General features: G+C 57.6%; 2 protein-coding genes. Both read right to left on the bottom strand.

Going from position 1 to position 17,438, the window contains the following annotated elements:
• Positions 1-28 precede the first annotated feature (28 nt).
• Positions 29-1,018 (bottom strand): NAD-dependent epimerase/dehydratase family protein, encoded by a 990-nt coding sequence (locus FGI04_RS11860; RefSeq protein WP_342698769.1) that lies wholly within the window; start codon positions 1,016-1,018, stop codon positions 29-31.
• Positions 1,015-17,154, bottom strand: a complete 16,140-nt coding sequence (locus FGI04_RS11865; protein WP_407336781.1) for an SDR family NAD(P)-dependent oxidoreductase — start codon at positions 17,152-17,154, stop codon at positions 1,015-1,017. The genes FGI04_RS11860 and FGI04_RS11865 overlap by 4 nt, the downstream gene beginning before the upstream one ends.
• Positions 17,155-17,438 lie beyond the last annotated feature (284 nt).

Consider the following 17,438-nt stretch of genomic DNA (forward strand, 5'->3'; position numbering starts at 1 on the left):
ATTCTCTTTCAGAGAATGATTCGGCTTGCTAAGGCGCAATAAAACCGTTGACCCGATACCAGGACACACACTCATCCACCATCTGGCTTAAGGGAGAGGACCGATAGCCCAGCTCACGCTCCGCTTTTGCGCTGCTAAAGTAATAAACGCCACCGAAAACACGCAGGCGGTAGGCATCCACCACCGGTTCGCCGCGTACCAGCCAGGGCAGTTTTTCCTGAAGCCACGTTTTCAGATAGACAGATGAATAAGGGGTTTGAGGCCGGTCGGCTTTACAGGGCACGACCGCTTCAATCGTATTGATCAGTTCGCTATAGCGCGTATTGGCCCCGGCAATCAGATAGCGCTCGCCGACCTTACCGTTGGTTAAGGCACTGACGTGCGCCTCGCCAACATCGCCTGCGCCGCAAAAACTGGCACCGCCGGGGGGCAGGAACGGTAACTGGTTATAGGCAACCGCCAACACCATACGTCCCCACTGCATGGAATAGTCATACTCACCCAGCACCTCCGCCGGATTAAGGATGACAGCGGACAAGCCGCGATCGCAGGCCCGGTACACCAGCTCCTCTGCCTGCAATTTGCTTTGGGCATAGGGGTTTTTGGCACGAAAACCCGACAGCGCGGTGTCTTCGGTGGCTTGCGCCGCAGGATCGTTATGCGCCCCTATCGTCGAACTGGTGCTGGTATAAACCAGACGGGGTATCCCGCAGGCCAGCGCCGCGTCAATCACGGCACGCGTACCTTCCACATTCACCGCGGCCAGTAGCGGCCAGTCACGTGGGTTACTGCTGGTATTGCCCGCTGTATGGATAACCCCGTCATGCCCTTCCATCGCGGCGCACAGGCGCTGGCTGTCATGCAATTCGCCACGCACCAGGGTGACGCCGAAAGGCTCCAGAAAGCTCACATTGGAAGACGCGCGCACATACGCTGTGACCTGATGGTTGGCAGCCAGCAGCGCTTTTACCACGTTGAGCCCGACAAATCCGTTTGCTCCGGTGATCAGTATTTTCATGGTGTTTGATCTTGCTGGTTAAGTTTTTCAAGCGTTTTCAAAAAGGCCTTACGCCCTTCCCCTTTGCTGCGCATCGGCAATGCGGCCGGATTTTTATCAGGATGGCGGGCCGCGCCATCCAGCAGCAGCACGAACTGCTCAAGCAGCTGATTCAGCTGTGTCACCTGGATATCCATACCCCGGCATACCAGACGCACATGCACACCGTTCCCCTCAAGGCGCACCAACAGCGCCAGACGCAGTGACGGGTGCGTCGCAAACAACGCGGATACCGCCGGGTTCACCGCGACATCGTCCGTCAGCAACGCCACCGTACTGTCGAACAACGCCACATCGCCGCCCCACTGGGCCAGTTGTTCTGACGTGGCACCGACATGCTCAAGGCATTTACCCAGTTGTTTTTCAACGCCCTTGAGCCAGGCGGCGGTCTTATGGCGTCCCACCACTTGAATACGGGTAGGAATCAGGCGAGGTTCATCACTCTCAAGGTGTCGAATCAGACCAAACTGCGCCTGTTTGACCCGTGCATGGCGATTGATGAGCAGTGCCCAGCCTGCGGTTAACAGCGTTTCCACCGCAATTTCCTGACGTTGCGTGCAGGTCTGCATCGCCACCACGGTGTCAGTATCGATATGCAGCTCGGCTGACAGGAGTGGCTGTTCTGCCTCGTCATCCAGTACGGCGGCCTCACCGAGCAATACCGATGCCGTCAGCGAGCCTACGTCCTCGTCGGCCTGCAACAACCCACGCCAAAACGCCTGCAATGACGCGTCATCCTGGGTTGAGGCACCATGTTTTGAGGCGTTGTTCGCTGGCACGGCACGCGCAAACCACGCCTGCGGCACAACCGGCGAGACTGTCACCTCAGCTTCCTGCGCAGCGGATTTCTGCCGGGGTGTTTGTCGCACCGGGGCATCAAGACGCAACGCGGCGTACAGGTCGCAAGGCTGGCTGGCAAACGGGTAGCCGGGAAACGGCACACGCTGACGAGGCTCGGCGTCGTGCAGCAGGCTCCAGTCGATATCGCAACCGCGGATCCACAGCGTGGCAATGTTGGCGAACTGCCGGTGTTGTACCAGCTCGCGGACAAAGTGCTTACCGGCCTCGCCAGCGATGAGTTGTGACACTTCTTTGCTGTCGTGGACGTTTCCGCTGTAGGTCTCCCGGCGGCTATGGTCGGCACCCGGCTGTGCAATAAAGCTCTCCAGTTTCGCCAGCAGGTCCTCCTGACTGGTCGCGACGATAGCCAAACGATGATCCAGCATGACGCGCCCTGTCTGGCTGGTGTAGGCCAGGTCTGCGAGCGAAAGCGCACGCCCTTGTTGCTGTATAAAATCACGCAGCTCGGTGGCATAGGCGACGACACGCTCCGCCTGCTGCGCCGACAGCACCACAATATGTGCATGGACAATGTGCGCACGGGCAGACGCGTTTTCTTCCCTGCCCGCCAGTTGGCGTACGTGCGGTCTGACGAGCGCATCGGCTGACTCCACCACGACAAAGGCTGTCGAACCGCCCATGCCATAGGCGTTAATCCCGGCCAGACGAGAACCTCTGGCGTTGGTCTGCCATTCCTGCGCCTCACGCGGGAACACAAAAGCGGATGTTTCATGCTCAAACGAGGTGTTGATGCGCTGCAGGTTGACGCACGGTGACACACGCCCGTGTTGCATGCTCAGCAGCACCTTAATCAACGAACAGATGCCCGATGCCGCTTCCATATGCCCCAGGTTGGCTTTGGTACCCAGCGCGCAGAAATGTTGCGCCTGAGTCTGGCGACGTAACGCATTAGACAACGCCTTCAGTTCAATCGGGTCGCCCAGTTCCGTCGCCGCACCGTGGCTTTCGATGTAAGTCAGTTCGTTAACATCGATGCGTGCTTCGTTGATCGCCCGCACGGCGGTTTCTTCCATGACCGTCAGGTTCGGCAGGTATTGCCCTGCACCGGTCCCGGCATGCCCAATGCTGGAACCCCGCAACACACCGTAAATGTGATCGCCATCAGCCAGCGCACGGCTCAGACGTTTAAGCACCACGATGCCGCTGCCTTCGCTCGGAATCAGGCCGTTGGCCCGTTCATCGAAGGTATGCTCCTTGCCGTCGGCAGACAGCACCTTCATCTCCTGCAACAGCATGTATTTGCTGGGATGCAGACTCAGGTTGACGCCGCCTGCCAGCGCCATATCGCACTCCCCACCGAGGATGGCTTTACGGGCGATATGTACGCTTGTCAGCGATGACGCACAGGTGGTGGCGATGCTGAAACTCGGGCCGCGCAGGTTCATCAAAAATGAGATGCGATTCGCCAGCTCACTGACGACCGAACCGGCGCCGGGGTAACGACCGGTGCGGGCATAAATCTCTGCCATCACCCAGGTGAAGTCTTCGTTCATTGCCCCAACATAGACGCCCACCTGCTGATCGCTGAGCGCCGCCGGGGTATAACCGGCATTCTCCAGCGCGTGCCAGGCACTACGCAGTAACACACGCACTTGCGGATCGAGGCGACTGGCTTCTTCGCCGCTCATACGGAACATCTCTGGATCGAAGACGTCCACGTTGCTGAGGAAGCCGCCGCGATTCACATAACGCGGGTTGCCGTTATCTTCTGCAGGGAGCACCCAGCGCGCATCCGGGATGGCACTCAGGCTCTCTTTGCCCGCCTGAATGTCGGCCCAGAAATCCGCCAGACTCGCGGCACCTGGGAACTCACCCGCCATACCAATAATCGCCACCGCGTCACTATCGGCCTGCATGCTGGCCGTTGACGGCAGCGATGAGCGCATCGGTGTCCGCATCGCTCGTGAACGCAACGCATCCGTAGCCGCAGCAGGTATCGTCCGTTTGACAGGCGGCGCGACAGGTGCACTGGCGTGATGGTGGCTGACAGTGTCTGTACGCTGCGACGCAGCCTCAGGGGTGTGAGCTACCGGTGTCGCGCCATAACGCTCGCACAGGTATCCCGCCAGCTTAGCGGTGGTGTTGTACTCAAACGGCGCGGTTTTCGGCAGCCCGTCGTACTCTTTTTCCAGCACCGCACGCAGTTCCATCAGCATGACGGAATCCATCCCGAGCTGTTCAAAGGTGGCATCCACCGCGATATCGCTGGCAGGCAGCTTGGTGATGGCTGAAATCATCTCTTTGAGCGCGCTCTCGCTACGAGCATACGCACTGTCGCCAGCCGGTGTTGCTATCTCCGGTGTTGCTATCGCTGCTGTCGGTTGCGGACGCGGTGCCTGTGTCACCATCGGCACGGCGATTGACGGTGTGGGCTGCACGGTTTCCTCAACCTGGATGCGCAATGAACGGGCAACCTTGTTGCGATCGCCAACCGCGACCAGCAGTTCCGGGCGTTGTTCAAGCAGTGCGCGTTCGAGCGCGATAATACCGGCCTCCTGGCCTAACGCCGCCATCCCTGAAAACTCGAACAAACTGGCATCGTCTTGCTCGATGTTCATCTGCCCGCTGGCCCACAATGGCCAGTTGACGGAGAGCGTCTGGCCGCTACGTTGTCCCTTTTTCACCTGCTGGGTACGCCATAGCGCATGGCTATCCATAAAGCGGTTACCGGCCGCATACGCGCCAGACCCCAGGTCACCCAGCACCGCAGAAACGGAGGAGAAGTTGATAAAGACAGCGAGTGGCTCTTGTGCCGTAGCACGGTCAAGGGCCACCAGACCGTCAACTTTCGGTCCGATCAGCGCATCAAACTCGTCATCCGACAGCGCCGTCATCGGCGTGGCACTGGCAACACCGGCGCAATGCAGCACACCATCGAGTGCACCGAACGCCGCTTTTGCCTGCGCAATCAAGGCGTCGGCCTGCCCGTCTTGCGCCACATCGGCCGCGACGTAACAGACTTCAGCACCCAGCTCACGCATCGCGGCCAGTTGCTGCATGACCGCCTCACTGGGCTTGGCCGAACGGCCGCTCAGCACGAGACGAGCCTGATAGCGGGATGCCAGATACTGCGCCATCAGCAATCCCAGCTTGCCAGCGCCACCGGTTATCACATAGTGACCGTGCTGGACGAAACGCAATTGCGGCTGGCTACCCTGCCCATCGGCTTGCGGCGGCGTGATTGCGCCAGCCTGACGCTGATAGCGAACGCCCTGCCGATAGGCCACTTCAAGCCCGGCAAGCGCCTGCGGACGTTGCACGAACTCCTGATACACCGCATCGGCCAGCGACGCGGCGTCATTCGCATCGCTACGCAGCGTGAACAGCTCGAAACGATGGTTGATGGTCAGCAATGAACGGGCATACCCGCTGACAGCATCCTGCTGCGGCTCCACCTGATCATCAGACGCGGTATAGACGTTGACACAGCGCAGCGCTTGCCCCGGATTTACTGTTTCCAGCGCCACAAACAGGTGCCGTAACGACTGTAATGGCGCATGCAATGACGACGCGCTGCCAATGGCGGCCACATCATCAAAATGGCTATCGGTGCCAATCGCCTGCACGATGTGGGTCGGCCACAACTGCTGTTCCGCCAACTGCTCACACAAGGCCCGCATGCTGGAGGGCGATTGGGTATCAACGCTAAAGCGGTGGCTATCGAGCTGGGCGAACGCGCTGGCCGCTGTCGCGGTGATGATGCTGGCGTCATCGCCATAGCGTGCACGCAGTGCTTCAGCCAGGCTCTCGTTATCACCGAGCACCAATACTCGCGTTGTCGCGGCACGCATTGACGCATCAGAAACGACTTCCGGTAACGGTGATGCCTGCCACTCGTAGGCATAATACTGTACGTCTTGTGATGCCGAAGGCTGTGCCGAACCGGCATCCTGCTCCAGTCTGCGGGCGGCGAAATCACGCAACCGCGCCAGCACCCGACCGGTGGCATCCAGCAGCGTAATATCGTGTTTCTGAATGGTGCTGCCCGCCTGCTGACCACCGGCTTGCGACTGGGCTGGTGTCACATAGGCATAGCACTCAGCGCCAAGTGGGTGGCGGAACTCCAGCTCCCCCAGAGAGAACGGCACGATAGGCGTGGCGTATTCCACCGGCTCCAGTCCGACTGCCAGACAGGTACGCAGTGCCCCATCCAACAGTGACGGGTGCAGATAAAACGCCTCGGCATGCTCGCCCTCCGGCAGGCACAGGTGGCTCAGCGCGGCGTCCGCGAAGCGATAGCGTTCACGGGTCACCTGATAGCTTGGGCCATACGCGAAGCCCATGCGGGCAAAATCGGCGTAGATGGCAGCCTGATCGCTTTCGCGCTTACCGCTGTTACGCAAGGCCTCAAGATCGATCCACTCCTCTTCAGGCTGTTCCGCTTGCGGGCGGTAGACCAGTTCGGCCTCCAGCGAGAGCACATCAGTATGGCGGTTACGCACCGCGACCTGTATGTTGTCGTCGTCACCGGTATGCGCCAGTGCGATCTCCACATCCACCGGTTCTCTGTCCACCTCAAGCGCGTTCATCCACATCAGGTTGCGGATTGCCGCTACCGTCCAGTCGCTTTCCATCGCCAGTTGACCGGCTGCATGGAGCATTTCGATGTAGGCCGAACCGGGTAAAATCATCCGTGCGTCACGGCTACCGACCACATGGTCACGCAGGTAACGCTCTTGCCCGGTCAGTTGTTTGATAAATTTCTGCTGCGCCAGCGTTGAAATATTCTGATCTATCAACGGATGCAGCGATGTCGCACGGTGTGAAGCGTCCTGAGCCGACGGCAGCGCCAGCCAGTGGCTACGCATCATCAGCGGCAGCGGCGGGAACGACACCCGACGCACCGATCCTGCCGTTCCTCTGGTGGTAAAGAGTGACGGTGCAAACTGCTGCCAGTTCACATCCAGCATCGTGGTCCACAACCGCCCTAAACGCAGCAGTTGACGTTCCTGAACCAACGAAGTGATCAGCTCATCAAGCTGTTTGCCTTCCAGAATGGTATCCAGACGCTCACCACCGCCCGCAATATGCCCGCGGAACAATTGCTTCGCCGCGCCCTCACGCTGGTATTGCTCAAGCTGGTTCAGCAAGTCGTCCAGACTGCTCGCCACCACTGCCAGACGCTCCGTCATGGCATCGCGGCCGACCAGTGAAGAGAAGGCCAGCGAGTCAAAATCCGGCGCGGTGTGTGGTTCACGTACCGCCTGGCGCAGGAAGTGCACCATCCGCTCAACATACAGCGCTAAACGTGCGTCGCTATCCGCCGAGAGCACAAACAGCCGTGGCTCTCCCGGTAGCAGGTGGGCCGGAGCTCGCGTCGGTGCTTCTTCTATCAACACATGGGCGTTGGAGCCACCCGCCCCGAAGGCGCTCAGGCCAGCACGGCGCGGGTGATCAATCGCGGTATCCCACGGTTCGAGCGACTGCACCACGCGAAATGGCGAAGCGGCAAAGTTAATTTTTTCATTCAGCGTGCGTGAATGCAGCGACGGTACTACCTGGCGGTGACGCAGTTGCAGCAGAATTTTGGTCAACCCGGCGATACCGGCAGCAGACTCCAGGTGCCCGATATTACTTTTCACCGAACCGATGCGGCACCGCCCCGGCAACAGCGCAGGCGTTGCCCCTTGCTGTGCGTGATGTTGAGCACTGATACGTGAAAAGGCTTTGGTCAGGCCGGAAATTTCAATCGGGTCGCCCAGCATAGTGCCGGTACCGTGCGCTTCGATGTAATCGACGCTGGCAGGGTCCCAGCCTGCACGCGACAGCGCTGTACTGATAACGTTGCTCTGCGCCGCCTGATTCGGCACGGTAAAGCCACTGGTTTTTCCGCCGTGATTCAGCGCCGTTGCCTTGATAACACCATAAATCTGGTCGCCATCGGCAATCGCCTGCTGTAACGGTTTGAGCAACACAGCCCCCATCCCTTCACCGGGAACATAGCCATCGCCACCTTCGCCGAAGGCACGGCAACGCCCATCGCTGGACAGGAATTGGTTCTGCCCCAGTTGGTAGTACTTCATCGGGTGCACAATCAGATTGATGCCACCGGCTATCGCCATGTTGCAATCGCCGTTTTGGATCGCCTGACACGCCATATGCAGCGCCGTGAGTGACGACGAGCACATGGTATCCAGCGCCACGCTCGGGCCATTCAGATTGAAATAGAACGATACGCGGTTAGCGACCGAGGAATGCAACGACATCGCCCAGCCCGATTCATGCTGTTTTTCCGTCGTTTCAATGCATTGATAGTGCGACCACATCACCCCGACATAGACGCCGACTTGTGCCTTACTCAGCGCCTGGCGAGAGTAGCTGGCGTCTGAGATACATTCCCAGGCGGTTTGCAGGAACAGTCGCTCTTGTGGGTCCAGCAGCTCGGCTTCGCGCGGCGAAATATTGAAATACTGGCTATCGAACTTATCCACATCATCGATAAATCCGCCCCATTTGCTGTATACCTTGTTCTTCGGCCCCCGCTCTGGCGAGTAATGTGGATGATAATCCCAGCGAGACAGAGGAATTTCGCTAACGCTATCAACACCGCTAGCCAAATTGGCCCAGAACTCATCGACATTGCGGGCCCCGGGATAACGGCCACTGAGCCCGATAACAGCAATATCAGTGCTCGCACCGGCGTCGCCCGAGGTATTGCGTTTCAGCGCATCGATACGCGAATGGTTTAACAAACTGGCCAACGTCGGGCGCGCAGGCGCTGCCGATACCCCATTGGTGTTCGCCAACAACGCAGGTGCCTGTGCCAACTGCGGCGCAACCTGTAGCGTGTCGGCCCACTCCGCCAGTGTTTGATAACGGTAGACGTCGCTGGCATTCGCCTTGGTAAAGCGCGCGTCCAGCTCATGTTGCAGACGAATCAGGTTGACGGTATCGAGCGGCCATTGCCACAGCGGCGTCAGTACCGACAGGCTGGCCGCCGTCGGGCCGATTGCCGCCGTCAGACTGTCAAACAGTTCACGGCTGGCCGCATCATCGTTCCCCTCGGCGTCGCTTGTCGTAGCAGGCACCCGGCTTTCCTCTGGCGGCGTCGATGCCACCGGTAATGCCACCGGCGCCGGAGCAACTGCTGTCGTTGGCTGCAACGCGGCAACCTGTTCCGGGTAGCTTTCGCACAGGAAATCAGCCAGCGAGTCGATATCCGGGTACTCATAAAACAGGGTTTGCGACACCTCACCAAAGGTGGCCGCCAGCTTACCGTTCAGCGCCAGGATCATCATCGAATCCAGGCCGTAATCCGACAATTGCGTGGCCGGTCTCACTTCGCTGGCATCCAGCTTCGTGACCTCCACGATATTAGCCATCAGATAATCCAGCACGCTGTCACGCACCGAAAGGGTTGGTGCTGTTGCTGACGCGATGGTTGGTGCAACCGGTGCAGTGGCTTCTGTTGAAGCTATCTGTGCCACCGCTTGTGGTGCCGCCGCTACGATGCCCGTGAACGCCGTTACCTGCTCGGGGTAATTCTCCAGCAGATAGTCTGCCAGCGAGGCGAGGTCTTCATATTCATAGAACAGCGTTTGTGGCAGCCCCTCAAACGCCGCGGCAAGTTTCTCGTTCAACGCCAGGATCATCATCGAATCCAGACCATAATTCGATAGCGGCCCGCTGGCGGTGACTTCACCGATGTCCAGTTTGGTCACATCGACAACCAGAGCAATCAGCGTACTGACCAGAGCGTCATGGGCAGACACCGCCCCCGCGGATTGCTGCGATGCAACAGCAACCGGCTGAGGCGCACGGGTGATGTCGGCATGCATAGGCGCGCTGGATTTCGCTTTCACCGCCCGTGAAGACTTCATCCCCAGATGCGGCACGGCCTGCGTCTGCAATTGGGTGAGCCTGACCACCACATTACCGATGCTATCGAGCAAATCGATGTGGTAGCTCGCCGTCGCCCCACCTACGGCGTTATCACGACGCGCATAGGCATAGTAAATCCCGTCAATTGGCTTGAATATCTGCAGTTTTGCCAGCGCGACCGGGACCTCCAGCGTATTCGTCGTGGCGCTAAAGCCACCGATACCCAGCGCGGTGCGCAGTGCACCGTCCAGCAGTGACGGCGGCAGGATAAACGGCTGCACAACCGCCTCGGCTGACAAGCCATCAGGAAATTTCAGTTCCGCCAGCGCTTCTTCGGCATTGGCATACAGACATTCAATTACCTGAAAGGTCGGGCCCAGCGTAAAACCACGTTGCCGGAACGCCATGTCGATATCGTTACGCTGATAAACCTGACCATTCGCCTGCAAACGTTGCAGGTTAGCTGGTTCCGGCTGAGGAGAAACGTCTTCGCACAAGTGGCCGCCGCCGAAGACGTGATGCTGCTCGCCGTCCGCACGGTAGATTTCAAAATCCAGCCCCCCTTGCGACGGTGTCAGCGCGATCTCCACGTCTATATCATCACTGGCGACCAGAATAGGCTGACGCCATTGAATATTCTGTACCTGCGACAACAGCGGCCGGTCACCGGAGGCAGGCAACGCCCGGCCCTGCAACGCCAGCTCGCTGGCGCTCAGCGCCATCTCGATATACGCGGCACCCGGCAAAATACGGTTATCGCCAAGACGGTGATCGCTCAGGAAAAACTCCTCTGCACGCAGCCGTTTGCGAAATGCCTGCACAGCCAGCGTGGAGATATTGGCGTCGATCAGCGGGTGCAGCACACCAACCCCTGATGCTGCGCTCGTCAGCGGTGCCGTGGCGGGTAACGCCGGTGCCCAACAATCCTGACGCTGGAAGGCATAACCGGGCAGAGACAGACGCTGGCGGCGTGTTGCCGCATGCAACTGGCTCCAGTCCACCTCATGTCCGTTAGCCCAGGCTTCACCCAGCGCGCCAAGACGTCCTTGTTTGAGCCACTCGGCCAACGGCGGCGTTGACGTCGCCTGACGTAGATTGTCCCGATGGCCAGTACTCAGGCCCGACAATTGCTGTTGGGTATAGGCGCGCAACAGGTTGACCGCCTCGGTCGCCGTTTCAGCGACAAACGCCAGACGATACTCATGCGCCACTCGTCCAACTTGCAGCGTATAGGCCATATCCTGTAACGACAGTGCCGGGTGTTGCGCGATGAAATCGGCCAGTTGTCCGGCCATCGCCTGCAACGCCGGCTCACGACGTGCAGACAACACGATTAACGCCGGTTTACCTTTATCGGCATCAACGTTGGCAGATGGCGGTGCAAGGTATTCCTCGACGATCAGATGGGCGTTACTGCCGCCTGCACCAAACGAACTGATACCGGCGATACGCGGGATTTCCCGTGTCACCGACTGACCGTCCTGCTGTGTGACTTCCAGCACCGGGCGCTGCCAGTGTTCCAGCGATTGCTGAACCCGGAACGGCCCACCCTGAAAATCGATAAACGGGTTAATCACATCGGATTGGATGGACGGCACCAGTGTCTGGTGCTTCATTTGCAACAACACCTTGGTCAGCGCCGACATGCCCGCCGCCGCTTCCAGATGACCAATGTTGGCTTTCACCGAACCGATAGCACAGTATTTACTGCTGTCCCCGGCAATCGAAAAGGCTTTATTCAGGCCGCTGATTTCAATCGGATCGCCCAATTTGGTGCCTGTGCCATGCGCCTCGATGTAACTGATGTGGCGGGGGTTCACCCTGGCGGTTTCCAGCGCCTCGGCAATCAATTCCGCCTGACGCTTCGCGTTGGGCACCGTGAAACCGGAAGTTTTGCCGCCGTGGTTAACCGCCGTCCCCCGGATGATGCCATAGATGTGATCACCTTCCGCCAGCGCACGCGACAGCGGTTTTAATACCACGGCGCCGACCCCTTCACCCGGCACATACCCGGTGCCGCCTTCGCCAAAACTGCGGCAACGACCGTCCGAGGAGAGGAAATGCATATTAGATAACAGGTGATACTTATAAGGATGCAGCGACAGGTTGACGCCACCGGCAATCGCCACCGGGATATCGCCGCTGCGAAGCGCCTGACACGCCACATGGATAGCGGTCAGTGACGAGGAGCACGCCGTGTCCAGCGCCATGCTCGGGCCAGAGAAGTTAAAGAAGTGCGATACCCGATTCGCGACCGACCAGTAAGACGAGTGCGAGGTGGTCCACGCCTGTTCCGGGCTGGTGACCGCATGAAGCTGGTAATCCCCCCACATCATGCCGACATACACACCGACGCGATTTTCCCGCCCGGTGTGCGCTGGCGCGAGCTTATCTGCCGCGTATCCAGCATCTTCAATGGCGTGAGTAACGGTCTCAAGGAACAGCCACTCATTCGGGTCCATGATTTCCGTTTCTTTCGGCGAAATATTGAAATAACGCAAATCAAAGCGTTCCACATCCGACAGGAAGCCACCCCAACGGCTATAGCTTTTCCCCGGTGTGGCCGCTCCTTGCTGGAACCAGTGTTCATCCCAGCGATCGGCTGGGATCTCGATAACGCAGTCACGCCCCTGGCTCAGGTTGAGCCAGAACTGTTCGAGGTTCTGTGCCTCAGGGTAGCGCCCGGCGATACCGATAATGGCAATGTCATCATCGTTCAGCGTCGGTTGCGCCGCCCGGGGCGCGGGTGCCACGGCACGCACGCTATTCGATGCGGATGCGACAGCATGAAGCACAGGCGGTACCGCCGCCGACGGGGCACTCCCTTGCAAACCACGGCAGGCATCCTGACAGTTTTCCAGCAGGAAGCGGCTCAGTTCATCCATGGTTTGGTATTCAAAAAACAGCGTCATCGGCAGCGCACTGCCAAATGTCTTTTTCAGCTCATTGACCAAATCAATGACCACCACCGAATCAAAACCATAATCACGGAAGAAACCATGACGTTCGAAATGCGGCGGGATCTGGAGTTTTCTGGCAAACAGCTCGGACAAATAACGGATCACCCCATCCTGCAAGGCGTGCGGGTCGTTCATATCCGTCGTGGCTACCGCTGCTAAATCAGGCTGTTGCGGCAATGATTGATGCGACACGGTGGGTTCAACAACGCCCAGCACCTCATCTATCCGTGCACGTTCGCCCGGCACACCTGGCATAACCACCAGCTGCGATGCCTGACTTTGCAGGGCATAGTCGAAAATCGCGATGCCATCTTCGGTCAGTAACGGCACAATCCCGAACTGGCTTTTCAGGAAGCCCGCTTCTTTCTCGGTCAGGCGCATGCCGCCGTCCTGCCAATACGGCCAGTTCAGCGAGAGAGTTTTACCGCTGCGTTCGCCTTGCTGTTGCCGAACATTGCGCTGGAAGGCGAAGTAATCTTCAAAGGCATTGCCAAAGGCGTAATCACACTGCCCCATGTTGCCCAGAACACCGGTGACGGAAGAGAACAGCACGAAAAAGTCGAGCGGCAGTTCACGGGTCGCGTCATCAAGCAACCAGGTGCCGATCGCTTTCGGTGTGATGACCCGCCCAAAGGCTTCCGGGCTTTTACGCAGAATAAAGTTATCTTCAATAACACCAGCGGAGTGGATGACGCCGTTGAGCTCATGCCCCGCCGTGCGAATAGCGCCAATCAGCCCTTGCACACTATCGGGGTCGTTCATGTCGCACGCCAGATAAATAACATTGCCACCCAACGTGTTCAGGGCGTCAAGCTGTTGCTGACGCTGTTCATCCAGTGCCGAACGGCCACTCAGATAGACGGTGGCACCGTAACGCGAGCACAGGAAACGGGCAAAAATCAGCCCTAACGCCCCCAACCCACCGGTGATCAGATACGTTCCCTGTTGGCGCAACACCGTCGGTGAGGATACTGGCCAGTTTACCGCGTCGGCCACATTCGTCGAATCCGCTACCGCGATAGCGCGCGATGACGGGTGAGCCGAGGCAGATGACGATGCATCGACGACAAAACGGCGCACCAGTCGCACACCCTGGCGATAACGCACATCCGCATCTTTAGACACGTCACTGAATTCGGTTTTAATCAACGCCGCGATAGCGGTGGATGCATCCGATTCGCCATCCGCCACCGCCTCGTACTGCACCACCCGACCGATATACGCGGGTTTTTCAACACGTAACGTCCGGTAAAAGCCGCTGATAGCAGCAACATCCGGCAGGCTCTCATTAGCGAGATGGAAGTGAACGAAGCGAGCCTTCTTCACCTTACGCATCATGGCCTTCGTCAGCGCAAAAAGGCTATGTGGGCCCTGATTCAGACGAGTGGCAAAATCAACGTTGGCCTGCGGTGCACTGGCCCACAGTACCCGTTCAAAGGTAGCCCCTTGCGATAACAGCGCATCGACCGCGGCGATAAAGTCATCATGATGACCGGGGCGAACCCAGGCACTTGCGGCTTCACGGTTTACATCCAGTGCTGAAGCCAGCAGGATTCGCTGCATCTGCGGCGGGTTTTCTGATTGCGCCAGCAGGTTTGCCAGCCGGTCGACATCCTGCTCTTCGCCCACCAGCACCAACTGCGTCATCGGCTCATCCGCCTCTGACACCGGTTTTTCAATCCAGTGCGGCTGATACAGATTGATGCCGTCAGATAACGCCGGTAACCGATGCTCCGGTTTCGACCGGTCGGCGGCCGTGAGGGTGTCATCCAGCACGCGCAGGCTTAAGCCACGGAATACCAACGCCACACGTTCAGGGTGGTTTGCCTCACAAACATGGATATCTACCTTGAAAACACCATCATGGAGAAGATGCTCGTCAGACACGGTGATGGTCGCGGTCATAGCGGAATGGCAAGGGCGGAATAACACCAGCCCTTCCAGTGCGAAGGGGATGACGAGCGCCCCTTGCTGACTATCCTGACGCGAAGCACGCAGTTTTTCCGTCGCCCAGACCACCGCGGACTGCAACGCGCCGTCCGCCAACGACGGGTGGATGACAAAGTCGGTGCTATGTGCATCCGGTAACGCCAGTTGGGCAATACAGGCATGCTCATTGAATCGGATTTGTTGAATGGCACGCAGCTCGGCGCCATAACACATGTGCAGACTATCAAGCAGCTGATAACTGGCAGGCGCATCACGCACCGCTGCGTCGTCTGTCAACGACACCGCCGGTAACGCCGGATGTTCTGTGTCGGAAAAACCGACCATCCCCTGGCAGTAAAGTGTTTGGTCGCTATCGAGGACCTGGAACAGCCACTGTTTACCCGGTTGATACGGATCAAGCTGAATAAACAGATCGGTTGCGGCATCATGGAACTCAAGCGGTTTTAACCAGGCCACCTGAGCGAAGCTGAGTGCGTCAGCCTCGTTTAGCGCGATAGCATCGGTGAACGCGGCGCGAACCAGTTCGAGATAAACCACACCCGGCAGTATGGTCTGACCGCCAATCTGATGACCGGCAATAAAAAACTCATCCCCCGCAAGCCGGGCCTGATACCGGGAGCTGCCAACATTAACAACACGGTGACGCGCGCCACGTAACGCTGATGCAGAGGAGTCGGTACGATAACTGTCACTCAGCCAGAATGGCGTATGAATAAACGGATAACCGGGTAACGCCATGTGCGGTGGGATGGTGCCGCCAAATAACCGGGACCACTCCAGTTGCGCACCTCGCAAATAACATGCCCCCAATTGCTGCAACAGAGGCATCGCGGCAGTCGCCTGCGCTTCGCGCAACGCATCAAGCAGGGTCTCCCCTTCAAGACGCGCGTTTTCCAGTGCCTGTGCGTCATCTGCCACATGCTCTTGCAACGACACCGGGCCTTGCTCCACCGCCTGCGTCAGCGCCTGAATAATGGCCTGGCTGTCACTGCCTACACAGCTATAGCGATAAGCGAGATGATCACGGCGCATCAATAATGTTGCGCTTACCGCACTTAACGCGGCGTCAGCATGCTCACTCAACCAGTCGATCAAATCTTTCTGACGTTGCAATAACGCAGCCGGGCTTTTAGCCGACAGAGCAATTAACCAGGGCGTATCCGCTGCTGGCAGGTTTTCCTGATGCGCCGTGTTGACCGGCTCAGGCGCTTCTTCCAGTACGATGTGAGCGTTGGTCCCGCCAAAGCCAAATGAACTCACCCCTGCACGGCGTGGCGTGTTTTCCGCCATTCGCGGCCAGTCACGGGCCTTATCGACGAAGAAAAATGGCGTTGAGGTGGTGTCAATTTTGGGGTTAAGCGCCTGGAAATTGCGCAATGGCGGTAACGTACGGTGTTTAAACGCCAGTAATACCTTGATGATACCAGCCACACCGGCTGCGGCTTCAAGGTGACCGATGTTGCTCTTCACCGATGTCACACCACAATAAGCCTCATTTAACGTCGCCCCTTGTTGCTGGGCGAGCGTGCTGAAAGCGTGGGTAAGCCCGGAAAATTCGATCGGGTCACCTTTGGGTGTTCCGGTGCCATGCGCTTCCACCAGACCAATCGAATCAACCGGTACGCCCGCGTTCGTGTGTGCAGCAATAATGACATCAGCCTGAGCTTCTGCGCTGGGATACGTCAGCGTGTAAGTGGTGCCGCAATGGTTAACCGCGCTGCCTTTAATCACGCCGTGGATGACATCACCGTCAGCCAGTGCACTATCCAGTGGCTTTAACAATAGAACGCCAGCCCCTTCTCCACGGACATACCCATCAGCACGGTTGTCAAAAGAGTGACAAGCACCGGTAGGCGACATCATTCCCATTTTTGCAAAAGACTGATGCCGGGTAGAGGTTAAAATAAGGTTAACACCACCGCTAATTGCAATATCACAATCACCACCGGCAATAGCCTGAATCGCATTATGAATGGCATTTAATGAGCCAGAACAGGCAGTATCAATGGCGACACTCGGGCCGCGAAAACCAAAGAAGTGTGAAATACGGTTGGCAATAATCGATGTAGCAGTACCCGTGGAATGATGCGCTTCTATCGGCGCATGGGTATTTTCCTGTAATTCTTTATAATCGTTATTGAAAACACCGAGAATAACACCGACTTTATGCCCACGTAAGGTTGAGGGCGCAATACCCGCATCTTCCAGGCAAGACCAGGTCAGTTCCAGCATGATCCGTTGTTGGGGATCCATGGTTTCGGCGACTTTCGGGATTACGCCAAAGAATTGGTTATCAAAACCCTCAACATTATTAACAAATGCGGCCCATCGTTTCTCACTGGCATCAGGCCATTGTAACGACCTGCGGTTATCAGGCGGTGTATCACGGTTAACATCAGCAATTTCAGAAACCGAATTGCGCTGATGGATTATATTTTCCCAGAAATCGCTGTAGTTATTGGCATCAGGAAAACGACAAGAGATCCCTATAATTGCAATATCCATACCCATCACCCATATCCATGTGATTATGTTTATTCTTTCTCGCAAAACGGATGCGAGTTAACCGGTCAAATAGCCCTTTTGACAACGGCTTTAATCGTAAAACAATGAATTCGATATTCCATTACCATTAAATGGAGGATTCTTATGGATATTGCATTAAAAAAAGCCACACATCTAATACTATCAAAAAATTTTTTTGTCAGGATGTTACCCGCCCCCCTTTAAATACGACAAAAAACAAACCACAAATAACACAACTGATTGTTTTATAAACACAAACTAAT

Origin of the sequence: Dickeya ananatis, from assembly GCF_019464615.1 — a bacterium.
GTDB classification, from domain to species: domain Bacteria; phylum Pseudomonadota; class Gammaproteobacteria; order Enterobacterales; family Enterobacteriaceae; genus Dickeya; species Dickeya oryzae.